This is a genomic window from Streptomyces sp. NBC_00316 (assembly GCF_036158715.1).
Lineage (GTDB): Bacteria > Actinomycetota > Actinomycetes > Streptomycetales > Streptomycetaceae > Streptomyces.
This window is the reverse complement of sequence record NZ_CP108023.1, coordinates 7,027,654-7,050,282: the sequence shown is the minus strand read 5'-3', so window position 1 is coordinate 7,050,282 and position 22,629 is coordinate 7,027,654. Positions and strand designations below refer to the sequence as shown.

Genomic DNA, 22,629 nt, shown 5'->3' with positions numbered 1-22,629 from the left:
GATCGCGTTATACGACACACAACCCTTGACGCCTCATTCACTCGGGGGAAACACTGCCGTTCATCGGTCGGCATTGTCGAACACCTACCGGAAATACGCGTTAGGGTGTGACAGCGCCAGGGCCGGTGAAGCCCTCACCTGAGGGTGCGAACCACCGGAGGGACCCGGGGTTCGGCTTCCCTGGACGAACGACAAAGGAGTCGCGGGTGTCCAGCTCCGACATCTTCATCGGCGAGACCATCGGTACCGCCGTGCTCATCCTGCTCGGCGGCGGTGTCTGTGCCGCCGTCACCCTCAAGCACTCCAAGGCCCAGAACGCCGGCTGGCTCTCGATCACCTTCGGCTGGGGTTTCGCGGTGCTGACGGCCGCGTATCTGGCCGGCGGCGTGTCGGGGGCGCACCTCAACCCCGCGGTCACGATCGGCCTCGCGATCAAGGGCGGCACCGCGTGGAGCGACGTACCCCTGTATCTCGGCTCCCAGCTCCTCGGCGCAATGATCGGCGCGGTGCTGGTCTGGCTGACGTACTACGGACAGTTCCGGGCCCATCTGACCGATCCGGAGACGCTGCACAGCGCGCCCAGTGAAGAGGGCATGGTCGATCAGACCGCCGCCCCGAAGGCCGGTCCGGTGCTCGGCATCTTCTCGACCGGTCCGGAGATCCGCAATGCCGTGCAGAACGTGGTCACCGAGGTCATCGCCACCGTCGTGCTGGTCCTGGCGATCCTCACCCAGGGTCTGAACAACGACGGCAACGGACTCGGCACGCTCGGCGCGCTGATCACCTCCCTGGTCGTCGTCAGCATCGGTCTCTCGCTCGGCGGCCCGACCGGTTACGCAATCAACCCGGTTCGCGACCTCGGTCCGCGTATCGTGCACGCGCTGCTGCCGCTGCCGAACAAGGGCGGTTCCGACTGGGGTTACGCGTGGATCCCGGTCGTCGGCCCCCTCCTCGGCGGTGCGATCGCGGGCGGTCTGTACAACCTCGCGTTCGCGTGAGACGTACAGCCTGCAGCCGTACCCCTCAGACCTCACAGATCTCCAGGAGCACACCGTGACCGACGCACACACCACCGGACCGTTCATCGCGGCCATCGACCAGGGCACCACGTCCAGCCGGTGCATCATCTTCGACAAGGACGGCCGGATCGTCTCCGTCGACCAGAAGGAGCACGAGCAGATCTTCCCGAAGCCGGGCTGGGTCGAGCACAACGCGACCGAGATCTGGGAGAACGTCCAGGAGGTCGTGGCCGGCGCGGTCGCCAAGGCGGGCATCACCCCCGCCGACGTGAAGGCGATCGGTATCACCAACCAGCGCGAGACCACGCTGCTCTGGGACAAGAACACCGGTGAGCCCGTCCACAACGCGATCGTCTGGCAGGACACCCGCACCGACGCGCTCTGCAAGGAGCTCGGCCGCAACGTCGGGCAGGACCGCTTCCGCCGCGAGACCGGGCTGCCGCTCGCCTCGTACTTCGCCGGCCCCAAGGTCCGCTGGCTGCTCGACAACGTGGCGGGGCTGCGCGAGCGCGCCGAGCGCGGCGACATCCTCTTCGGCACGATGGACTCCTGGGTCATCTGGAACCTGACCGGTGGCACCGACGGCGGCGTCCACGTCACGGACGTCACCAACGCCTCGCGCACGCTTCTGATGAACCTGCACGACATGAAGTGGGACGAGCGGATCCTCCAGTCGATGGACGTCCCCGCCGCCGTGCTGCCCGAGATCCGTTCCTCCGCCGAGGTGTACGGCACCGCCAAGGGCGGCGCCCTGGCCGGTGTCCCGGTCGCGTCCGCGCTCGGTGACCAGCAGGCGGCCCTCTTCGGCCAGACCTGTTTCTCCGAGGGCGAGGCCAAGTCCACGTACGGCACCGGCACCTTCATGCTGATGAACACCGGCGAGACCCCCGTCAACTCGTACAACGGGCTGCTGACGACCGTCGGATACCGGATCGGCGACGAGAAGCCGGTCTACGCCCTGGAAGGCTCCATCGCCGTCACCGGCTCGCTGGTGCAGTGGATGCGCGACCAGATGGGCCTGATCAACTCCGCGGCCGAGATCGAGACCCTGGCCCTGTCGGTCGAGGACAACGGCGGCGCGTACTTCGTGCCCGCCTTCTCCGGACTGTTCGCCCCGTACTGGCGCTCCGACGCCCGCGGCGTCATCGCCGGTCTGACCAGGTACGTCACCAAGGCGCACATCGCCCGTGCCGTCCTGGAGGCCACCGCCTGGCAGACCCGCGAGATCACCGATGCCATGACCAAGGACTCCGGTGTCGAACTGACCGCCCTCAAGGTCGACGGCGGAATGACCTCCAACAACCTGCTGATGCAGACGCTCGCCGACTTCCTGGACGCACCCGTGGTGCGCCCCATGGTCGCCGAGACGACCTGCCTCGGCGCCGCCTACGCCGCCGGTCTCGCCGTCGGCTTCTGGCCGGACACCGACGCGCTGCGCGCCAACTGGCGCCGGGCCGCCGAATGGACCCCCCGCATGGCCGCGGACGCCCGCGACCGCGAGTACAAGAGCTGGCTCAAGGCCGTGGAACGGACCATGGGCTGGATCGAAGACGAGGAGTAATCGACATGACCACCCTGCAGAGCGTCCCCGCACTCGGGACGCACCCGGCCCACGGCTCCCTTCCGAGCCGCGCCGAGACCCGGGAGCAGCTCTCCAAGGCGACGTACGACCTCCTGGTGATCGGTGGCGGCATCCTGGGCATCTCGACCGCCTGGCACGCCGCGCAGTCCGGGCTGCGGGTGGCCCTGGTGGACGCCGGCGACTTCGCCGGCGCCACCTCCTCCGCCTCCTCCAAGCTGCTCCACGGCGGCCTGCGCTACCTGCAGACCGGCGCGGTGAAGCTGGTCGCGGAGAACCATTTCGAGCGGCGTGCGGTGTCCCGTCAGGTGGCCCCGCACCTGGCCAACCCGCTCACCTTCTACCTGCCCGTCTACAAGGGCGGGCCGCACGGCGCGGCCAAGCTGGGTGCGGGTGTGTTCGCGTACTCGGCGCTGTCCGCGTTCGGTGACGGCGTCGGCCATGTGATCAGCCCGGCGAAGGCGCAGCGCGATGTGCCGGAGTTGCGCACGAACGATCTGAAGGCCGTCGCGGTCTACGGCGACGACCAGATGAACGACGCCCGGATGGCGCTGATGACGGTTCGCGCGGCCGTCGACGCGGGCGCGGTCGTCCTCAACCACGCCGCGGTGACCGGGCTGCGGTTCACCAGGGGCCGGGTGACGGGTGCCGAGCTGGAGGACCGCACGGACGGCACGGAGTTCGGCGTCACCGCCCGGCTCGTGCTGAACGCCACCGGACCGTGGGTCGACCACCTGCGGAAGATGGAGGACCCGAACGCGGCGCCTTCGATACGTCTGTCCAAGGGCGCGCACCTCGTCCTGAAGCGCACCCGCCCCTGGAAGGCCGCGCTGGCCACCCCGATCGACAAGTACCGCATCACGTTCGCCCTGCCGTGGGAGGACATGCTGCTGCTCGGTACGACGGACGAGGAGTACGAGGGCGATCCGGCGGACGTCGCGGTCAACGAGAAGGACATCGCGCAGATCCTGGACGAGGCGGCGTTCTCGATCAGGGACCAGCAGCTGTCGCGCGATCTGATCACGTACTCCTTCGCGGGTCTGCGGGTGCTGCCGGGCGGTCCCGGCGACACCTCCAAGGCCAAGCGCGAGACGGTCGTGACGGAGGGCCGCGGCGGGATGCTCTCGGTCGCGGGCGGCAAGTGGACGACGTTCCGCCACATCGGCCGCACGGTGATGAACAAGCTGGCCGCGCTTCCCGGGCACCCGCTGGCCGACGACATGGAGCCGATGGCGCATCTGCCGAAGAAGCTCCCGCTGCCCGGTATCGCCAACCCGAACGCGGTCGCGCACCGGCTGCTGATCGACGGCGGAACACCCGGACCGCGGATGTCCGCCGACACCGCACGGCACCTCGCCACCCACTACGGCTCGCTCTCCTTCGACATCGCGCGGCTGGCGAACGAGAACCCGGCGCTGGCCGAGCGCATCCACCCGGACGCGCCGGAGATCTGGGCTCAGGTCGCCTACGCGCGCGACCACGAGTGGGCGGAGACGGCCGACGACGTGCTGCGCCGCCGGACGACGCTGACGATCCGCGGCCTGGCCACGGACGAGATCCGGGGCAGGGTCGAGGACCTGCTGGCCGACAGGGGCTGAGACACACGGCGTGCGCGGGCGGGGGTGGCTTCCACGGGGGGAGCCGCCCCCGCCCCCGCATGTCCTCCCTGACGGCCGGGAGGGCGAGTTCCTGCCCGCGCCGAAGGGGCGGCGACGGCGCAGCGACCGTACGCCGGTCCGCCGCGCGTCCGGCACGGCCCGGCGCGTGGCGGACCGGCGCTCCGCGACTGAGCGATCCGTCACGTCCTGCCGCAGACCCGGTTCATCCACCTGTTTCGGACCCCATAATGATGAGAGACATCGGATGTCTTGTTCCGGGGTCCGATGCTGCCCGAATCCAGGAGGACCGTCATGGCTGTCACCGACGAGGCGATCGAGAAGATCAAAGGAATGATCGTCTCGGGTGCGCTACGGCCCGGCGACCGCCTGCCCAAGGAGAGCGAACTCGCGGCGGAGCTCGGGCTGTCCCGCAACTCACTGCGCGAGGCGGTCCGCGCCCTGTCGCTGATCCGCATTCTCGACGTCCGCCAGGGCGACGGCACGTACGTCACCAGTCTCGACCCGCAGTTGCTGCTGGAGGCGCTGAGCTTCGTGGTGGACTTCCACCGCGACGACACGGTGCTGGAGTTCCTGGCGGTCCGCCGGATCCTGGAGCCGGCGGCGACGGCGATGGCCGCGACCCGGATCAGCGAGGCACAACTGGATGCGCTGAGCGAACAGCTGGACGCGCTGGGCGCGCAGCCCTCGGTGGAGGAGCTGGTCGCCAGCGACCTCGAATTCCACCGCGGCATCGTGCAGTCGTCCGGGAACTCGGTGCTCTGCTCACTGCTCGACGGTCTCTCCGGCCCGACGACACGGGCCCGCGTCTGGCGCGGGCTGACGCAGGAGGACGCGGTCAGCCGCACGCTGCAGGAACACCGGGCGATCGTCTCGGCCCTGCGGGACCGGGACACGGAGGCTGCGCGGTCCTGGGCGACAGTGCATGTGGCGAGCGTGGAGCAGTGGCTGCGGTCGACGCTCTGACACGGATACGGGCCGGTGCGCGCAGAACCCCGCGCACCGGCCCGTACGGAACCCGGATCAGTCCTGCTTCTCACCGCTCGCGAAGCGCGAGATGACCAGCGCGACGATGATGATCGCGCCGTTGAGGAACTGGTTCCACAGGGCCGGGACGCCGCCCAGGGTCATCACATTGACCACCAGTTGCAGCGTCAGTACGCCGGTCAGCGCGCCGAACAGCGTGCCTCGCCCGCCCTTGAGGCTGATGCCGCCGATGACCGCCGCGGCGAACACCTGGAAGATCCAGCCGTTGCCCTGCGTCGCGGCGACGGCCCCGTAGTGGCCGGTGTAGAGAATGCCCGCGAAGGCCGCCAGCAGGCTGCCGACGGCGAGCACGATCCAGGTGATCCGGTCGACCCGGATGCCCGCGGCCCGCGCCGCTTCCGGATTGCCGCCGATCGCGTACAGCGAGCGTCCGTGGCGCAGCCAGGCCAGCGCCGCGCCGCCGATCGCGAAGAGCACCAGGCAGATCCAGACCGCGGCCGGTGCGCCGAGCCACTGACTCTTGCCGAGGTAGCGGAACGACTCCGGGACGTCGGTGATGGACTTGCCCTCGGTGATGCCGATGTGGAGTCCGCGCAGCATGGTGAGCATGCCGAGCGTGGCGATGAATCCGTTGACCCGCAGCTTCAGCATCAGAAAGCCGTTGATCGCGCCGATCGCGAGGCCCACCAGCAGACAGAGCGGGATCGCCGACCACGTGGGCAGCAGGCCGAGTCCGGCGAATCGGCCGCCCTCGGTGGGCAGGACCAGCCACATCGCGACGACCGGCGCGATGCCGATCGTCGACTCCAGCGACAGGTCCATCCGTCCGCAGATGAGGATGAGTGCCTGGCCGAGGACCAGCAGGCTGAGTTCGGAGGACTGCTGGACGACACCTATCAGGTTGTCGGAGGTGAGGAACACCGGCGAGACGATGAACCCGATCACCATCAGCACCAGAATCACCGGCACCAGCGAGAAGTCGCTCCACCGGATCAGCCTGAGCCGGCTCAGCGGGCTGTCGCCGCCGAGCCCGCCCTTGAGCCCGCCGTCGATGTCGTCGGCCGCCGACGGCCGTATCGTGCCGGTCATTCCCTTTCCCCCACACCTTCCATGGCGGCGACGAGTTCCCCGTCGGCCCACCCGCTTGCGTACGTTGCCACCACACGCCCGTGGAACAGGACGAGCACCCGGTCGCAGACCCGCAGATCGTCCAGCTCGTCCGAGACGACCACGGCGGCGTTGCCCTCGTCGGCGACCCGCCGCACGACTCCGAGCAGCGAGTCCTTGGACTTGACGTCGACACCCGCGGTGGGCCGGACCGCGACCAGCACGCTCGGCCTGCGGGCCAGCGCCCGGGCCACCACCACCTTCTGCTGGTTGCCGCCCGACAGCCCGGCGACGGGCTGTTCGGGTCCCTGTGTCTTGATGTCCAGCGACTCGATCATCGACTGTGCGAACTCCCGGGTCCGGGAGGGCAGTACGGTCCCCCACGGCCCGAGCTGGTCCGTGACCGTGAGCGTGGCGTTCTCGGCGACGCTGCGCCCCAGGACGAGTCCCTGGTCGTGCCGGTCCTCGGGGATGTAGCCGATTCCGGCGTCCAGCGCGTGCGGCACGCTCCCCGGCCGCACGGCTCTTCCCTGTACACGGACCGTGCCACCACCGGCCCTGCGCATCCCGGCGAGCGTCTCGCCGAGCGCGGTGTTGCCACTGGCCGCGGATCCTGCGAGGCCGAGCACCTCGCCGGGGCGGACCTCGAGGTCAAGCGGTTCGAACTGGCCCTCCAGGGTGAGCCCTTCGGCGCGCAGTACGGGCTCCGCCGACTCGACCCGTGCCGCAGCCGTACCGCCGCCCGCGTGCCAGGCGGCGGATGCGGCGCCCTGCTCGCCGGTCATCGCCGCGACCAGTTCGGTCTTGCCGAGCTCGGCGACCGGAGCGGTCAGGACATGGCGGGCGTCTCGGTAGACGGTCACCGCGGTGCACAGTTCGTACACCTCCTGCAGATGGTGGGAGATGAACAGGAACGCCACTCCCTCGCTCTGCAGTTCCCTCAGCTTGTCGAAGAGCCGCCCGATGCCACGGGCGTCGAGCTGGGCGGTCGGTTCGTCGAGGATGATCAGCCGGGCGCCGAAGGACAGCGCCCGGGCGATCTCGACGAACTGCCGCTGCTCGACGGCGAGATCCCTGGCCCGGGTACGGGGGTCGACCTGTACCCCGTACTCGGCGAGGAGCTGCTCCGCGCGCCTGCGGAGCCTGCCCCAGCTGATCCACCGTGCGCCCTCGTCCAGCCGGCCGAGGAAGAGGTTCTCGGCGACGGTCAGCTCGGGGACGACCATGGATTTCTGGTAGACGCAGGCGACCTTCGACTGCCAGGCAGCGGTGTCCCCGAAGGCGGGTGCGGGCTCACCGCCGAAGCGGACCGTCCCCGCATCCGCCTTGTGGAGTCCCGTCAGGACGCTGACCAGGGTCGACTTGCCCGCGCCGTTGCGTCCGACGAGCGCATGGGACTCGCCGGGCCGCACGGTGAGCCGCACACCGTCGAGCGCCACGGTGGGCCCGAAGCGCTTGACGACGCCTTCCGCCTCTACGGCAGGTGGTGGTGCCTGGTCGCTCATGGCTAGTTCTTCTTCTCCAGCTGGTTGGCCCACAGCTTCGGGTCGTCGACGTTGTCCTTGGTCACCAGGGGCGCGGGGAGCTGGTCCTCGAACCCGTTCGGGATCTTGATGATGGTGGAGTCGTGGTCGGTCGGGCCTTCCTTGAAGGTCTTCCCGTCCAGCGCCGCCTTGGCGTAGTACAGCGCGTACTTCGCGTACAGGTCGGCGGGCTGGGAGATCGTCGCGTCGATCTTGCCCGCCCTGATGGCGTCGAACTCCTCCGGGATGCCGTCGTTCGAGATGATCGTGATGTGACCCGCCGTGCCGGCCGGCTTCAGCAGCTTCTTCTGCTCCAGCAGCGCGAGCGTCGGCTGCAGGAAGACACCGCCGGCCTGCATGTAGATGCCGTTGATGTCGGGGTGCGCGGCGAGCGTCGACTGGAGCTTGGCGGATGCGACGTCGCCCTTCCAGTCGGTGGCCAGCTCGAAGACCTCGATGTCCGGGTAGTCCTTGTCCATGCAGGACTTGAACGCCTCGGACCGGTCGCGGCCGTTGATCGAGGAGAGGTCGCCCTGGAATTCGACGACCTTGCCCTTGCCCTTCAGCTGTTCGCCGAGGTACTTGCAGGCGTTGGTGCCGTACGCCTTGTTGTCGGCCCGGACCACCATGTAGACGTTGCCCTCGTCGGGGCGGGTGTCGACGCTGACGACGGGGATCTTCTTGTCGTTCAGCGTGTTCAGCGACTCGGCGATGGCGCCGGTGTCCTGCGGGGCCATCACGATGGCCTTGGCACCCTGGTCGGTGAAGGTCTGGACGTTGGCGACCAGCTTGCCTATGTCGTTCTGGGAGTTGGTCAGCGGCAGCGCCTTGACCTCGCCGGCCTTCACTCCGCTCTCGATGTAGCTCTGGTAGGAGTTCCAGAAGTCGCTGTCGCTGCGCGGCAGGTCGATGCCGACCTTCCCGGCGCCCGCGCCGTCGTCGGTGGACTCCCGGTTGCAGCCCGCGAGGGCCGTCACAGCCAGCAGTACGGCGCAGGCGGCCGCACTCGTCGTACGCACTCTCATTGGTGTCCCGTCCTTTGTGGAGTACTGACTCGGTGGTCGGTCGGCAAAGACTGGTGCATGGTGCGGCTCAGGAGCTGGTGGAGCGGGGTCAGTCGGCGGCGGGCCGCAGCCGCAGCCCCTGCATGCCGCCGTCGACGGCAAGTGCCGTGCCCGTGACGGAGGCGGCGGCGGGGCTCGCGAGGTAGACGATCGCGGCGGCCACCTCGTCGGCCGACACCAGCCGTCCCAGCGGCTGGCGGGCGTTGAGGGCGGCGCGTTCGGCGACCGGATCGTCGGCCTGGCCGAGGAGCCGGCCGATCCACGGGGTGTCCGCGGTGCCGGGGTTGACGCAGTTGACGCGGACGCCCTCGCGGACGTGGTCGGCGGCCATGGCGAGGGTCAGCGACAGGACCGCGCCCTTGCTGGCGCTGTACAGCGCGCGCTGCGGCAGTCCGGCGGTCGCGGCGATGGAACAGGTCTGGGTGATGGAGACGGCGCCGGGCCGGTCGGCCGCCGCGCGCCGCAGATGGGGCAGGGCGTGCCGGGCGGTGCGGACCATGCCGAGGACGTTGATGTCGAGGACACGGGTCCACTCGTCGTCGGAGTTGTCCTCGACGGTGCCGATGGAACCGATGCCCGCGTTGGAGACCAGGGTGTGCAGACCGCCGAGTTCGGCGGCGGCCCGGTCGACCGCGTCCCGCACGGCGCCGTCGTCGGTGACGTCCGCCTTGAGGGCGAGCGTGCCCTCGGGGGCGCCTGCCGTCTCCCGGTCGAGCACGGCGACGCGTGCGCCGCGCTCCAGCAGCAGGGTCGCGACGGCGGCCCCGATGCCCGATGCGCCACCCGTCACCAGGGCGGACATCCCTTCGAAGTCCCTTGTACCGCTCATCGGCCGGCCTCCTCGGGTGTGCGGCGGGCCTGCCATACGGGGCCCTCCGGGTAATGGTGTGCGGCGATCGACGCGGGGAGCATCCGGGCGGAGAAGCCCGGCGAACGGGGGGCGACATAGCGCCCTCTTTCGATCACGGTGGGGTCGGCGAAGTGTTCGTGCAGATGGTCGACGTACTCGATCACGCGGTTCTCCCAGCTGCCGGAGACGGCGACGTAGTCGAACATCGACAGGTGCTGCACCAGCTCGCACAGTCCGACGCCGCCCGCGTGCGGGCAGACCGGCACGCCGAACTTGGCGGCGAGCAGCAGGATCGCCAGGTTCTCGTTGACGCCGGCGACGCGCGCGGCGTCGATCTGGACGAAGTCGACGGCGCCGGCCTGGAGCATCTGCTTGAACACGACGCGGTTGGCGACGTGTTCACCGGTGGCGACCTTGACCGGCTGGCCGGCCCGTACGGCGGCGTGGCCGAGGATGTCGTCGGGGCTGGTCGGCTCCTCGATCCAGTGCGGGTCGTAAGGTGCGAGCGCGGTCATCCACTCCACCGCGTCGGCGACGTCCCAGCGCTGGTTGGCGTCGACGGCGATCCGGACCTCGGGCCCGACGGCCTCGCGGGCCAGGGCGAGCCTGCGGACGTCGTCACCGAGGTCTCCGCCGACCTTCAGCTTGATCTGGGTGAAGCCGTCGGCGACTGCCTCCTTCGCCAGTCGGACCAGCTTGTCGTCGGAGTAGCCGAGCCAGCCGGGCGAGGTGGTGTACGCGGGATAGCCCTCGGCACGCAGCCGTGCGGCGCGCTCGGCGCGGCCCGGTTCGGCGGCCCGCAGGATGTCGAGTGCTTCGCCGGGGGTGAGGACGTCGGTGAGGTAGCGGAAGTCGACGAGGGAGACGAGTTCCTGCGGTGTCATCTCGGCGAGGAACTGCCAGACGGGCCTGCCCGCCTGTTTGGCGGCCAGGTCCCAGGCGGCGTTGACGACGGCGCCGGCCGCCATGTGCATCACGCCCTTCTCGGGGCCGAGCCAGCGCAGTTGCGAGTCATGGGTGAGTTCGCGGTGCAGCTCCCCGAGGTCGGCCGCGGTACGGGGCGCCGGGCGCCCGATCACGTACGGGCGCAGCGCCTCGATGGCGGCTGCCATGACCTCGTTGCCGCGTCCGATGGTGAAGCAGAAGCCATGGCCCTCGGTGGCGGCTCCGGAACGGTCCGGGCCCTCCGGGGTGCCGGTACGCAGCACGACATAGGCGGCGGAGTAGTCGGGATCGGGGTTCATGGCGTCCGAGCCGTCCAGTTGCTCCGAGGTCGGAAAGCGGATGTCGTGGACCTCGAAGTCCGTGACGGTCTGACTCATGTGCACCCCCAGGGGAATAACATCGGACCTCTGTTTCGGTCATCCGATGTATAGCGGTGCGAGAGCCTCAAAGTCCAGGGTCGGGACGAAATCTCCCCGTCACAGCTCGGATGAATCCAGGAACCTCTGCCCCGGTTGGGCCGGTGATGCACCTCTTGAGGCCAGGTTCACCCGGCCGTGCACAGGGACTGCGGCCCGAGAGGCCGGAAGCCTTAAGGTTGGTGCGTACGCAAGGGAACTTCGGAAGGAGGCCTGGGTGATCGAGCTCGAGGGGGTACCCGAGCTGATCGACCCGGTCATGGTGGCCGCGTTCGAGGGGTGGAACGACGCAGGTGACGCCGCCTCCTCGGCGGTCGCACACCTGGACCGGGAATGGAAGGGCGAGGTGTTCGCGGCGCTCGACGCCGAGGACTACTACGACTTCCAGGTCAACCGCCCGACGGTCTGGCTGGACGGCGGGGTGCGCAAGATCACCTGGCCCACCACCCGGCTCTCCGTGGTCCGCATCGGCGGGGACAAGCCCCGTGATCTCGTCCTGGTCCGCGGTATCGAGCCGTCGATGCGCTGGCGCTCGTTCTGCAACGAGCTCCTGGGCTTCGCCCATGAGCTGGGTGTGGAGATGGTGGTGGTGCTGGGCGCGCTGCTCGGCGACACCCCGCACACCCGCCCGGTGCCGGTCAGCGGAGTCACCTCCGATCCGGATCTGGCGCGGACCATGGACCTGGAGGAGACCCGGTACGAGGGGCCGACGGGCATCGTCGGCATCCTCCAGGAGGCCTGCACGCACGCGGGTGTGCCCGCGGTGAGCCTGTGGGCCGCGGTGCCGCACTATGTGTCGCAACCACCCAACCCGAAGGCGACCATGGCGCTGCTGAACCGCCTGGAGGACCTGATCGGGGTGCGCATCCCGCTGGGCGAACTGCCCGAGGACGCGCGGGCCTGGCAGCTCGGGGTCGACCAACTGGCCGCCGAGGACAGCGAAGTGGCCGAGTACGTGCAGACGCTGGAGGAGGCCCGGGACACCGCGGAGCTTCCGGAGGCATCGGGCGAGGCCATCGCCCGGGAGTTCGAGCGGTATCTGCGGCGCCGGGACATCGCGCCCGGCCAGGGGCCGGGAGGCCATGCGACGGAGAGCGGCGACGGGTCGTATCTGCGCGACACGTCGAGCGGCCGCACCAGGCCGCCGAAGCCGCCGAAGCCGGAGGCGGGGCCACCGCCCGGGACCGACCAGGGGGCCACCGGCAGGGGATCAGCCGGCCAGGGGCCCGCCGGAGAGCAGTCCTCCGAGGAGGACACCGGCCCCGAGGATTCGTCGGAGGACTGACCGTACGGTCGGTGGACACGGCCGCAGGAGTGCCGGGCGGGCAGAACCCGCCCGGCACTGCGCTGTCAGGAGCAGCTGAAGCGCGCCGCGGCCCAGTCCCCGTGGTCACCGGTCTTGGAACCATTGGTGTCGGTGACCTTCAGGTGCACATGGCGCGCACCCGCGACGTCCACTTCGACCGGCACGGTCGCCGACGCCCCGGTCACCTTCGGCGACGTCCACAGCACCTTGCCGTCCGCCTCGACGGAGAACGCCACTTCGCCGTAGCCGTTGATCTCGTCGTCGATCCCCGCATCCGCGGTGAACCTGGTGCAGCGCCCGCCGAGGTAGACCTCGATGTCGGAGTCGGCGTGGACCCCGATCCCCTTCTCGTAGGTCTTCCCGGCGAGGGTGAGGGTGTGCCCGTCGGCCGCGCCCGACTCACCGTTGCTGCGGTCGCGTTGGGCCGGCCCGTAGCCGTTGACGGACGTCAGCCACACCAGATCGCTCGCCCAGGCGTCCGCCGTCGGCGGCTGGGGCATCACCGCGGCTGCGAACCGCTGGACGGTGGTGCGGGTCTCACCCGCCGCCCGGTAGCGGGCGACCGCAGTGATCCGGGCCTCCCCCGCTGCGGCGTCCTTCGCCGGGGTGACCGCCACCACGACCCGCCGGGTGGTGCCCGCCGGGATCCGGTCCACGGCCGCGGCCGGGGTGACCTGCCAGCCCTCGGGAACGTCCAGGGTGACCGCGGCGTCCGTCACATCCTCGCTGCCCGCGGTGACGTCGACGGCGACGGTGCCCGTGACTCCCGCCCCGGCCTCCTGCCCGTCCGGCGCGGAGACGACGGCCGTGGCGGACGCCTTCTTCCCGCCGACGGCACTGGTGTTCTCCAGCCTCAGCCTGAACTTCTTGCCGGTGCTGAGCGACGCGGTCTTGATCTTCACCACACCGCCCCGGTCGTCCTGGTCGTACCACCAGCCCTGCTTCGCGGCCTTGTACGCGGCCGCCGAGCTCAGCCGGGGCAGCTTGCCGGTCAGCTTGACGGCACTCGGAGCCGATCCGGTGTGCACCGTGAACTCGTAGGGGCGCATGCTCTGCTTGCCGGCGAAGTTCCCCTTGCTCTCACCGATGTCCACGGTGATGTCGCCCGGTCCCCGGACCGGCGCCTCGACGTCGGCCCGCTGGGTGGCGTACTGCCCGTCGCGGTGCCGACGGGTGACGCCGTCGTCCTCGTACAGCGTGAAGGACGAGCGGCCCTGCGGGTAGATGTCCCAGGCCAGCGGGGAGTCCGCGGTGCGGTCCTGGTACGAGCGGATGCCCGGCCACATCGGCACACTGGCGCCGGCCTTCACGAACAGCGGCAGGGTGTCGAGCGGAGCGCTGTAGTGGTCGACGGTGGTCGGCCCCTCGTACGTGCGGCCGCTCCAGTAGTCGATCCAGGTGCCCTTCGGCAGATAGATCCCGTCGCGCCGGGTGCTGTCCTGGTAGACGGGCGCGACAAGGAAGTCCTCACCGGACATGAACTCGTACTTCGCCGCGTCCGTCGCCGCTCTGGGGTCGTCCGGGTATTCGAGGACGAGCGGGCGGACCATGCCGACGCCGGTCTCGGTCGCCTGGTGTGCGTACGAGTACTGGTAGGGCAGCAGCGACTCCTTGAGCTTGAGGTAGTCGCGGTTGATGGAGGTGTAGGGCTCGCCGTACCGGTAGGGCTGCTTGTCGCTGGCCGCCCAGCCGTCCATGGTCATCGTGGTGCCCAGGAACATCTTCCACTGGAGATCACGGGTGTACGTCTTGGCGCTGCCGCCGAAGATGCCGTCGACGTCACCGGTGGTGTAGGCGAGTCCGGACATCGTGGCGCCCGCGTAGGTCGGGATCTGCCAGCGGATGTAGTCCCAGGTGCCGTACTGGTCGCCGGACCACTGGACGCCGCAGCGCTGTGCGCCGGACCAGCTCTCGGGGGCGTACGTGAAGCCACGGGCGTCGCTGTTGTCCTCGATGCCCTGGTAGGCGTCCTTGCAGCCGTCGAGGGCGAACTTGTAGCCCGAGCCGACCCAGGCGACATCGAGCTTGGCGACCCGCTGACCGGCCTTCACCTGGTCGGCGATCTTGTCGATGCCGTCCTCGGTCCACAGCCCGAGCTGCATGCCACGGTCCTGGAGGCCCTTGGCGGCCTCGGCGAGATCCTCGTAACCGCAGCCGTAGCCGTCGTTGACGAGCATCCAGCCGTTCGGCATGTCGTTCTCGACGTAACCGTCGGCGGTCTTCAGCGCGTCCAGGGTGCGGCGTTCGCCGCGGTTGGCGTTGTGCAGGTAGCAGTCCGCGTCGCCGATCTCCATCCCGTACACGGGGGGCAGGAAGGGCTTGCCGGTGAGCTTCGTGTACTGCCCGATGACGTCCTTGGCATCGCCCGCGAAGTAGTAGGCGTCGAAGCGCTGTTCCTGTGCACTGGTGGTCACCGGGTCGGTGAACGCATAGGTGTTGGGTGCGTACGTGTTGCGGAAGACGCCGTATCCGGCCGAGGAGAGGTAGAACGGCACGGAGTTGGGGTGGCCCCCGTCGTCCCAGTCGTAGTCGACGCCGACCTCGACGGTCTTGTCGCGGTGCGAGGTGTTGCCGCGCCCGTTCTGCATCCCGGCGCCGTAGAACTGCTCGTCGGCGCCGCGGGCCAGGGTCTGGGTGGTCCGCTCCCCGTCCCAGCTCAGCCCCTTGGCCTCGGACCAGACGAGGCTGCCGTCGGCCCGGTGGAGCTCGAAGCGCAGCGGCGACTTGTAGGCGCGCAGCGTGACGCGGTCCGTCGACAGTTCGTAACGGTCGCTCCTCTCCTTCCACCGGGTGCGCGGCGGGGCGCCCTGCGGCAGGACTATGTCGTCGCCGGTCGGGTCGGAGAACGTGCCGTCCGGGGCGAGTTCGATACGGAAGGTCTCGTCAGAGACGAAGCTGACCCGGGCCTCGGCGGAACCGGCCGTGAGGTGGTAGACGGACCCGTCCGCGGAGAATCCGCTCAGATCACCGACCGTCGTGGCCTCGGGCGCGGCGGTTTCGGCCTGGGCGCTGCCGGGTCCCGCGAACACGGCGACCAGTCCCAGCAGAGCTGCAACTGCCGCCACTCTGATGCGCGTTGATGATTGCATAGAGAGCTTTTAGCGCATGACCAAGCATTTGACCATGGACAAAACGGGACCGGCCCTGAACTTCATGACGAAGTCCAGGGCCGGTCAACAGGCAGAAGTGAGCAGGTTCTTACAGCGCGACGCCCAGCAGCGCGTCGACGGTGCGCGAGACGAGACCCGGTGCACCCTCGTCCGTACCGCCCTCGGCGATCTGGCGCTCGGCCCAGCGGTCCACGGCGGCCAGGGCCGCCGGTGCGTCCAGGTCGTCGGCGAGGGCCTCGCGGACCTCCTCGACCAGCGCGTCGGCGGAGAGCCCGTCGGGCCGGGAGACGGCGGAACGCCACCGCCCGAGCCGCTCGACGGCGTCGGCGAGCACCTGATCGGTCCACTCCCAGTCCGACCGGTAGTGGTGCGAGAGCAGGGCCAGCCGGATCGCGGCCGGGTCGACACCGTCGCGGCGCAGCGCCGATACGAAGACCAGGTTGCCCCGGGACTTGGACATCTTCTCGCCGTCCAGGGCGACCATGCCGGCATGCACGTACGCCTGGGCGAAGGGGTGCTCGCCGGTCAGCACCTGGGCGTGCGAGGCACCCATCTCGTGGTGCGGGAAGGCGAGGTCGGACCCGCCCCCCTGGACGTCGAAGCCCATGCCGAGGTGGTCGAGGGCGATGGCCACGCACTCGATGTGCCAGCCGGGCCGGCCGCGGCCGAGCGAGGCCCCGTCCCAGCTCGGCTCGCCCTCGCGGGCGGCCATCCACAGCATCGGGTCGAGCGGGTTCTTCTTCCCCGGGCGCTCGGGGTCGCCACCGCGCTCAGCGGAGAGCAGTCGCATCGCTTCGGCGTCCAGGTTGGACACCTCGCCGAAGTGCGGGTCGGCCTCGACGGAGAAGTACACATCGCCGTCGAGCTCATAGGCGGCACCGGCGTCCCGGAGCCGTTCGACGAGCGGGACGATGCCGGGTATCGCCTCCACCGCTCCGATGTAGTGCTTCGGCGGGAGCATGCGCAGGGCGGTCATGTCCTCACGGAAGAGGGCCGTCTCGCGTTCGGCGAGCTCGGTCCAGTCCTGCCCGTCGCGCACGGCCCGCTCCAGCAGCGGATCGTCCACGTCGGTCACGTTCTGGACATAGTGAACCTGCCGCTTGGTGTCGAGCCACACGCGCTGAACGAGGTCGAACGCGTTGTAGGTCGCCGCATGACCCATGTGGGTCGCGTCGTACGGCGTGATGCCGCAGACGTAGATGCGGGCGACGGGACCGGGGTCAAGGGTGATCCGTCCGCCGGTCGCGGTGTCGTGGATCCGAAGGTCGCGGCCCTTGCCAGGCAGGGCGGGGACCTCAGAAGCGGGCCAGGCATGCATGTCATGAGCGTAACCGGACGATGCTTCCGGATACGAACCGGAGGGGGATCCTGGCCGGAGAGACGGTCTTGCGCGTGCGGGACGATCTCTCCCCGCCCCTCCCGATTCCGGCCCGGGGCACGGTCCCTGGGCCCCTCAAAGAGGCCGTCGAACGCCCGGCGGGCCGAAGGACGGCCTCGATCGCCGGACGGACTCGATCCGGCCACCCCAGGGGCGGAGCCCCTGGAAGGCGGTCCGGGAGGCCGCGGAGGGGCAGCGGGGCCCCTGACCGGGCCCGGTCAGGGAAAGGGGCGGTCAGGGGAACCTCATCCCCTCACACCGGCGGCCACGGTATGGACGGCCACCCCCCGCTCGGTTCCGGATGCCGCCCCGCCGACCGCAAGCCCTCCACCCTCCCCCGCAGCGCCTCGATCTCCTCCGGAGTGATCAGCTCCGCCAACCGGGTGACCAGCGCCGTCCCCGGCATCAGCTCGGCCGCCAGCCGGCCCAGCACCTCGACGGCCTCGGCCGTCAACGGCTCGCCGGCCCAGCCCCACAGCAGCGTCCGCAGCTTGTCGTCCGCGTTGAACGTCACACCGTGGTCGATGCCGTACAGACGGCCGCCCGGCGCGGGCAGCAGATGCCCGCCCTTGCGGTCACCGTTGTTGATCACCGCGTCGAGCACCGCGAGCCTCCGCAGCCGGGGATCGTCCGCGTGCACCAGCAGGGCCGTCCTCCCCTCGCCCACCTCGGCGAGAGCAACGGCCTTCCACCCCTCCGCCGGCTCCTCGTCCTCGACGAGCGCCAGCAGCGCAGGCTCACCGTCGGCCGATTCCTCGGGCGGCCCGTCGATCCACAGCTGGCACATTCCCTCCCCGTACGGCCCGTCCCGCAGTACGGTCGGCGGCACCAGCCCCCATCCCGTCACCTCCGAGATCTCGTACGCGGCCACCTCCCGCTGGGCGAGCGTGCCGTCGGGGAAGTCCCACAGCGGCTGTTCCCCGGCGATGGGCTTGTACACGCAGGTGCGCTCCTCGCCCTCGTACGCGACCGTGCAGTAGAGCACCGCGTTGGACGCACCGCGGATCCGACCGCGCACGGTGAGCCGGCCCTTGGTGAGCAGGGTGATCAGCTCGGGGTGCGTCAGGCCCCCCGGCGATATCCGTTCTGGCGCGGGCATACGTGTCCTTCCGGGTCGAGCGGCAGGCTGCACAGCGGGCACGGCGGGCGCCCGGCGTTGACGACGTCCAGGGCGCGCTTGGCGAACGCGCGGGCCTGCGCCCCGCTGAGCCGGACCCGGAGCATCGGCGGACCGTTCTCCTCGTCCTGCAGCATGCGTTCCTCGGCCGCCGCGAGATCGTCGTCGGAGTCCACGTCCAGCTCGACCAGGGCCTGCGCCTCGACGATCATGCGCTGTTCCTCGCCGTCCCAGGCGAGCGCCATCGTGCCGACCCGGAACTCCTCCTCGACGGGCACGTCGAGGGGCGCGGTGTCGGTGACATCCATCGGCGCCACGGCGGGCACCGGCGAGTTCCCGCCGGTGCGCCGCACCACCTCGTCGAGGAGTTCGTCGATCCGCTCGGCGAGCGCGGCCACCTGGGTCTTCTCCAGGGCCACGCTGGTGACACGTCCGCCTGAGGAGGCCTGCAGGAAGAACGTACGACGTCCAGGCAGCCCGACCGTACCGGCCACGAAACGGTCCGGGGGGTCGTAGAGGAACACCTGACGGGACACGTCCTGTCTCCCTTGAGTATTGACGGCGATGAGGCGGCGGCCGGTGTCCGGGGGGAGGGGGTCCCCGGAGAGGCGCCTACGGCGCGTCCACCCTACTGCGCGAACTGATCACGGCGCCCCAGCGCCGCCGCCGACCGCCGCATCCGTATCCGCATCGGCGCCGGCGCTCTGCTCACGCGGCTCCAGCGAGGCGAAGTCGCCGGTGTCGCCCAGCCGCAGCAGGAAGGGCCGCAGCCGGGTGTAGCGGATCGCGGTGACCGAGCAGGGTTCGGCCTGGATCCGCTGGAAGAGGTCGAGATGCATCCCGAGCGCGTCGGCCACGAGGGACTTGATGATGTCGCCGTGCGAGCACATCACGTACACGGCCCCTTCGCCGTGCTCGGCCTCGATCCGGGCGTTCCAGTCCCGCACGGCGTCGACCGCCCGCGCCTGCATGGCGCGCATCGACTCACCGCCGGGGAAGGCCGCGGCCGAGGGGTGCTGCTGCACGACGGCCATCAGCGGCTCGTCGGTGAGTTCCGCCAGTTTGCGCCCCGCCCAGTCGCCGTAGTCGCATTCGCTGATCCGCTCCTCGGTGTGCAGCGGCAGCCCCGGCCGGGCGTCGAGCAGCGGCTGCAGGGTCTCCCGGCAACGCTGCAGGGGGCTGCTGACGGCGGCGGCGAGCGGCAGTGAGGCGAGTCGCCCGGGCAGTGCGGCGGCCTGGGCGACGCCGCGCTCGTCGAGGGAGACTCCGGGGGTACGGCCCGCGAGCACCCCGGCCGTGTTGGCCGTGGAGCGTCCGTGCCGTACGAGGATCAGGGTGGGCATACGAGCCAGCGTAGGCCCGACGTCCCCCAGGAGATGCGTCAGGGACCGGAGCAAGGAAGAATGCGCGCCGTGATCGTGGACTGTGCCATCTACCGGGACGGGCGTCGTACCGACGGACCCGCCGACTTCTCCGATGCCCTCGACCAGGCACGGGCCACCGGGGACGCGTTTCTCTGGATCGGGCTGCACGAGCCCACGCAGAAGGAGTTCGACCTGGTCAGCAGCGAGTTCGGGCTGCACCGGCTGGCTGTCGAGGACGCGCTGTGCGCACACCAGCGGCCCAAGCTGGAGGTCTACGACGACTCGCTCTTCGCAGTCATCAAACCGGTGGTGTACGAGCCCGAGAGCGACACGGTGACCACCGACGAGCTGATGATCTTCATAGGTGATTCCTTCGTCGTGACGGTCCGGCACGGGGAGGGTGCGCCGCTCGCCCAGGTACGCCGTCGGCTGGAGGCCGAACCGGAGGTGCTCAGGCACGGGCCGACCGCGGTGCTGTACGCGGTCAGCGACGCCGTCGTCGACCACTACATCGATGTGGCCGCCGAGCTCCAGGTCGACCTGGAGGAGCTGGAGGCCGAGGTGTTCGCACCGAGCGCCTCCGTGGACACCAAGAACACCGCCTCGCGCATCTACACCTTTAAGCGGCAGGTGCTCGAGTTCCGCCGGGCCACCGGCCCGCTGAGCGCGCCCATGATCCGACTGGCGGGCGCCACCGTGCCGTTCGTCGACGAGCACTCGCAGCCGTTCTTCCGGGACGTGAACGACCATCTGACGCGCGCCAACGAGCATGTGGAGGGTCTGGACCGGCTGCTCTCGGACATCCTTTCCGCGCATCTGGCGCAGACGGGGCTGCGGCAGAACGACGACATGCGGAAGATCTCGGCCTGGGCTGCCATGGCAGCCGTTCCGACCATGGTGGCGGGGATCTACGGCATGAACTTCGACCACATGCCCGAGCTGCACTGGGTGTGGACCTACCCGGCGGTCATCGTGCTGATGATCTGTGCGGTCGTCGGTCTGCACCGCGGGTTCAAGCGCCGCGGCTGGCTCTGACGGGGGCAGCGGACCCGGCGTCCGCGGCAGCGCTCAGGCGTACTCGGGGGCCGGCACCGGCGGGCCGCCCAGCGCATCGCGCCGCTCGGGCGGTGCCAGGCTGACCATGCGCCGCCAGCCGACGAGGCGTTCGTACGCGTACACGCCATGGATCCCGGCGGCCAGCACCGCCGCCCTGGCCCGGGACCAGCCCAGGATGCGTCCCATGTGGCCCATCACGGCGAGGCTGACATCGCGGTACACCCGGATCTCGGTGAGCGCGCACTCCCGCAGGATGCGCTGGATCGAGCGGCCGTGTCCGGACCGGGCGAGGCGGAGCAACTCCTCGTGGCAGTACGCGAGGTGGTTGTCCTCGTCGTTGGAGATCAGCTTCACCGCGCGGCCCAGGTCGGGGTGGTGGGCAAAGTGCTTGCGGAGCATGGCCATCTGCTCGGAGGCACGCTGCTCGGTGACACGGCTGTGCGCGAGATACGTGATGATGTCCTGCTCGGTGAGCGGTTCGTCGCCGTTCAGCTGCTCGTGCGCGAGGCCGATGCCGTACCGCTCCAGGAGCATCGTGTAGTTGGTCTCGTGCGGCACGTCGGCCGGCCGCAGCCCGCGCTTCCTCAGCAGAGCGTTGAAGATCCGGCCGTGCTTGTCCTCGTCGGCGCCGTGTCTGGCGATCTTGGGGACCAGGGCACGCTGGCTCACGGGGGCGAGGGCTGCGATCCGGCCGTTCTCCCAGCCTCCCTGGGACTCGCCGCCGGCAGCGATGGAGCAGAAGAGCCGGAACGACTCGTCGTTGTCGAGGATCTCCTGGAACAGCGTCTTTACCGAGAGCATCGCTGGTGCCTCCGTACCGGTGTCCGCGGAAGGAAAGTCAAGTGCGGTACGGGGAGGTCGGCAACAGGAGCCCCGCGCGACAGGGCCGAACGGGCGATGCGTAACCGATGGCGGCGTGGCGCGTTGTGCTGGGAGACGGCCGTGGCGGGGAAGACCCCCGAGCCCCCACCACGGCCGCAGTGCTGTCTCCTTGTGGATCCGCGCAGACGGTTACGCCAGGCCGGACCGCTCCAGGGCGTCCGTACCTGCGCGCAGGGCGGCCAGCCGCTCGTCGAGCGTGAAACCGGCCGGGGCGAGGGTCAGCGTGGTGACACCGGCGGCGGCGTACGCCTGCATCCGCTCGGCGATCCGCTCGACCGGGCCGAGCAGGGTGGTCTGGTCGATGAGCTGGTGCGGTACGGCGACCGCGGCACCGCTCTTGTCGCCGGACAGGTACTTGTCCTGGATCTCGGCGGCTTCCTTCTCGTACCCCATGCGCTGGGCGAGCTGGTTGTAGAAGTTCTGCTTGCGGCTGCCCATGCCGCCCACGTACAGCGCGGTGTAGGGGCGGAACATGTCGGCGAGACCGTTGACGTCGTCACCGACGGCCAGCGGCAGCGTCGGGCAGACGTCAAAGCCCTCCATGGTCTTCCCGGCCTTCTCGCGGCCCGCCCGCAGGTGCCTGACGGCGGTGTCCTCGAGGTGTTCGGCGGACGGGAAGATCAGCAGCGCGCCGTCGGCGATCTCGCCGGTCTGCTCCAGGTTCTTCGGGCCGATCGCAGCGATGTAGAGCGGGATGTGCTCGCGCTGCGGGTGGACGGTGAGCTTGATGGGCTTGCCCGGGCCGTCCGGCAGGGGGAGCGTCCAGTGCTCGCCCTCGTACGAGAGCCGCTCGCGGGACATCGCCCGGCGGACGATCTCGACGTACTCACGGGTGCGGGCCAGCGGCTTGTCGAACTTGACGCCGTACCAGCCCTCGGAGACCTGCGGCCCCGATACGCCGAGGCCGAGGCGGAACCGGCCGCCGGAGAGCGAGTCCAGGGTGGCGGCGGTCATCGCCGTCATGGCCGGCTGGCGGGCCGGGATCTGCATGATGGCCGAGCCGACGTCGATGGACTCGGTCTGGGCGGCGACCCAGGTCAGCACGGTCGGGGCGTCGGAGCCGTACGCCTCGGCCGCCCAGCAGACGTCGTAACCGAGCCGGTCGGCCTCCTGGGCGACGGCGAGGTTGTCGCCGTCCATTCCCGCGCCCCAGTAACCGAGATTGATGCCGAGCCGCATAGCCGCTCCCTTTACTGATCAGTAACGTCCCTGTGCCGGGGACTCTAGCGCGCGTCCGTGGGATCCGGCAGGGGCGGCCGCGTGCCGGGTTGTCCACAGGCCTCCGCCGAGTGGGGCCATGGCCAGTAATC

General features: G+C 70.0%; 18 protein-coding genes. 6 read left to right on the top strand and 12 right to left on the bottom strand.

What is annotated here, in order from left to right:
• Positions 1-206: 206 nt before the first annotated feature.
• The 4 genes from OG878_RS31325 (at position 207) to OG878_RS31310 (ending at position 5,180) form a co-directional block, all read left to right on the top strand.
• Positions 207-998 carry an MIP/aquaporin family protein gene (locus OG878_RS31325; RefSeq protein WP_328889891.1) on the top strand — a complete coding sequence of 264 codons (792 nt, stop codon included), beginning with the start codon at positions 207-209 and terminating at the stop codon, positions 996-998.
• Positions 999-1,053: 55 nt separating this feature from the next.
• Positions 1,054-2,580: a glycerol kinase GlpK gene (glpK, locus tag OG878_RS31320; RefSeq protein ID WP_328889890.1), complete on the top strand. Its 1,527-nt coding sequence runs from the start codon at positions 1,054-1,056 to the stop codon at positions 2,578-2,580.
• Positions 2,581-2,585: 5 nt separating this feature from the next.
• Positions 2,586-4,196, top strand: a complete 1,611-nt coding sequence (locus tag OG878_RS31315; RefSeq protein ID WP_328889889.1) for a glycerol-3-phosphate dehydrogenase/oxidase — start codon at positions 2,586-2,588, stop codon at positions 4,194-4,196.
• A gap of 312 nt (positions 4,197-4,508) precedes the next feature.
• Complete coding sequence (locus OG878_RS31310; RefSeq protein ID WP_328889888.1) at positions 4,509-5,180, top strand: FadR/GntR family transcriptional regulator; 672 nt, start codon at positions 4,509-4,511, stop codon at positions 5,178-5,180.
• 57 nt (positions 5,181-5,237) lie between these two features.
• Here OG878_RS31310 and OG878_RS31305 read toward each other — a convergent pair whose 3' ends face one another.
• From OG878_RS31305 to OG878_RS31285, 5 genes are all read right to left on the bottom strand, one after another.
• Positions 5,238-6,290, bottom strand: a complete 1,053-nt coding sequence (locus tag OG878_RS31305; protein WP_328889887.1) for an ABC transporter permease — start codon at positions 6,288-6,290, stop codon at positions 5,238-5,240.
• The gene (locus OG878_RS31300; protein WP_328889886.1) at positions 6,287-7,813 is read right to left on the bottom strand and encodes a sugar ABC transporter ATP-binding protein; all 1,527 of its coding nucleotides are present in this window, start codon (positions 7,811-7,813) and stop codon (positions 6,287-6,289) included. The genes OG878_RS31305 and OG878_RS31300 overlap by 4 nt, the downstream gene beginning before the upstream one ends.
• Positions 7,814-7,815: 2 nt before the next feature.
• Positions 7,816-8,856 carry a sugar ABC transporter substrate-binding protein gene (locus OG878_RS31295; RefSeq protein WP_328889885.1) on the bottom strand — a complete coding sequence of 347 codons (1,041 nt, stop codon included), beginning with the start codon at positions 8,854-8,856 and terminating at the stop codon, positions 7,816-7,818.
• A gap of 88 nt (positions 8,857-8,944) precedes the next feature.
• Complete coding sequence (locus OG878_RS31290) at positions 8,945-9,724, bottom strand: SDR family NAD(P)-dependent oxidoreductase (protein WP_328889884.1); 780 nt, start codon at positions 9,722-9,724, stop codon at positions 8,945-8,947.
• Positions 9,721-11,067: an enolase C-terminal domain-like protein gene (locus tag OG878_RS31285; protein WP_328889883.1), complete on the bottom strand. Its 1,347-nt coding sequence runs from the start codon at positions 11,065-11,067 to the stop codon at positions 9,721-9,723. The genes OG878_RS31290 and OG878_RS31285 overlap by 4 nt, the downstream gene beginning before the upstream one ends.
• 256 nt (positions 11,068-11,323) lie before the next feature.
• Between OG878_RS31285 and OG878_RS31280 the strand changes: the two genes are divergently transcribed.
• Positions 11,324-12,391: a PAC2 family protein gene (locus OG878_RS31280; protein ID WP_328889882.1), complete on the top strand. Its 1,068-nt coding sequence runs from the start codon at positions 11,324-11,326 to the stop codon at positions 12,389-12,391.
• Between the two features lie 65 nt (positions 12,392-12,456).
• On the opposite strand, the gene OG878_RS31275 is transcribed toward OG878_RS31280, so the two are convergent.
• From OG878_RS31275 to OG878_RS31255, 5 genes are all read right to left on the bottom strand, one after another.
• Positions 12,457-15,501: an NPCBM/NEW2 domain-containing protein gene (locus OG878_RS31275; RefSeq protein ID WP_328889881.1), complete on the bottom strand. Its 3,045-nt coding sequence runs from the start codon at positions 15,499-15,501 to the stop codon at positions 12,457-12,459.
• Between the two features lie 109 nt (positions 15,502-15,610).
• On the bottom strand, positions 15,611-16,840 hold the full coding sequence (gene mshC, locus OG878_RS31270) for a cysteine--1-D-myo-inosityl 2-amino-2-deoxy-alpha-D-glucopyranoside ligase (RefSeq protein WP_328889880.1): 1,230 nt from the start codon (positions 16,838-16,840) through the stop codon (positions 15,611-15,613).
• A 313-nt stretch (positions 16,841-17,153) separates the two neighbouring features.
• Positions 17,154-17,999 carry an SCO1664 family protein gene (locus OG878_RS31265; protein WP_328889879.1) on the bottom strand — a complete coding sequence of 282 codons (846 nt, stop codon included), beginning with the start codon at positions 17,997-17,999 and terminating at the stop codon, positions 17,154-17,156.
• The gene (locus tag OG878_RS31260; RefSeq protein ID WP_328889878.1) at positions 17,963-18,553 is read right to left on the bottom strand and encodes a DUF3090 domain-containing protein; all 591 of its coding nucleotides are present in this window, start codon (positions 18,551-18,553) and stop codon (positions 17,963-17,965) included. The genes OG878_RS31265 and OG878_RS31260 overlap by 37 nt, the downstream gene beginning before the upstream one ends.
• A gap of 108 nt (positions 18,554-18,661) precedes the next feature.
• On the bottom strand, positions 18,662-19,360 hold the full coding sequence (locus OG878_RS31255) for a histidine phosphatase family protein (protein ID WP_328889877.1): 699 nt from the start codon (positions 19,358-19,360) through the stop codon (positions 18,662-18,664).
• A gap of 60 nt (positions 19,361-19,420) precedes the next feature.
• Between OG878_RS31255 and corA the strand changes: the two genes are divergently transcribed.
• Positions 19,421-20,416 (top strand): magnesium/cobalt transporter CorA, encoded by a 996-nt coding sequence (corA, locus tag OG878_RS31250; protein ID WP_328889876.1) that lies wholly within the window; start codon positions 19,421-19,423, stop codon positions 20,414-20,416.
• A 33-nt stretch (positions 20,417-20,449) separates the two neighbouring features.
• Here the strand turns inward: corA and OG878_RS31245 are convergent, their stop codons facing one another.
• Positions 20,450-21,238 (bottom strand): ferritin-like domain-containing protein, encoded by a 789-nt coding sequence (locus OG878_RS31245; RefSeq protein ID WP_328889875.1) that lies wholly within the window; start codon positions 21,236-21,238, stop codon positions 20,450-20,452.
• Between the two features lie 210 nt (positions 21,239-21,448).
• On the bottom strand, positions 21,449-22,498 hold the full coding sequence (locus OG878_RS31240; RefSeq protein WP_328889874.1) for an LLM class F420-dependent oxidoreductase: 1,050 nt from the start codon (positions 22,496-22,498) through the stop codon (positions 21,449-21,451).
• Between the last annotated feature and the right edge of the window lie 131 nt (positions 22,499-22,629).

What these genes read in the sequence shown, in the direction of transcription:
- OG878_RS31295 (WP_328889885.1), bottom strand. Translation starts at nt 8,856, where the DNA reads ATGAGAGTGCGTACGACGAGTGCGGCCGCCTGCGCCGTACTGCTGGCT.
- OG878_RS31300 (WP_328889886.1), bottom strand. Translation starts at nt 7,813, where the DNA reads ATGAGCGACCAGGCACCACCACCTGCCGTAGAGGCGGAAGGCGTCGTC.
- OG878_RS31245 (WP_328889875.1), bottom strand. Translation starts at nt 21,238, where the DNA reads ATGCTCTCGGTAAAGACGCTGTTCCAGGAGATCCTCGACAACGACGAG.
- OG878_RS31285 (WP_328889883.1), bottom strand. Translation starts at nt 11,067, where the DNA reads ATGAGTCAGACCGTCACGGACTTCGAGGTCCACGACATCCGCTTTCCG.
- OG878_RS31305 (WP_328889887.1), bottom strand. Translation starts at nt 6,290, where the DNA reads ATGACCGGCACGATACGGCCGTCGGCGGCCGACGACATCGACGGCGGG.
- OG878_RS31275 (WP_328889881.1), bottom strand. Translation starts at nt 15,501, where the DNA reads ATGCAATCATCAACGCGCATCAGAGTGGCGGCAGTTGCAGCTCTGCTG.
- OG878_RS31240 (WP_328889874.1), bottom strand. Translation starts at nt 22,498, where the DNA reads ATGCGGCTCGGCATCAATCTCGGTTACTGGGGCGCGGGAATGGACGGC.
- OG878_RS31315 (WP_328889889.1), top strand. Translation starts at nt 2,586, where the DNA reads ATGACCACCCTGCAGAGCGTCCCCGCACTCGGGACGCACCCGGCCCAC.
- OG878_RS31255 (WP_328889877.1), bottom strand. Translation starts at nt 19,360, where the DNA reads ATGCCCACCCTGATCCTCGTACGGCACGGACGCTCCACGGCCAACACG.
- corA (WP_328889876.1), top strand. Translation starts at nt 19,421, where the DNA reads ATGCGCGCCGTGATCGTGGACTGTGCCATCTACCGGGACGGGCGTCGT.
- OG878_RS31310 (WP_328889888.1), top strand. Translation starts at nt 4,509, where the DNA reads ATGGCTGTCACCGACGAGGCGATCGAGAAGATCAAAGGAATGATCGTC.
- OG878_RS31290 (WP_328889884.1), bottom strand. Translation starts at nt 9,724, where the DNA reads ATGAGCGGTACAAGGGACTTCGAAGGGATGTCCGCCCTGGTGACGGGT.
- OG878_RS31265 (WP_328889879.1), bottom strand. Translation starts at nt 17,999, where the DNA reads ATGCCCGCGCCAGAACGGATATCGCCGGGGGGCCTGACGCACCCCGAG.
- mshC (WP_328889880.1), bottom strand. Translation starts at nt 16,840, where the DNA reads ATGCATGCCTGGCCCGCTTCTGAGGTCCCCGCCCTGCCTGGCAAGGGC.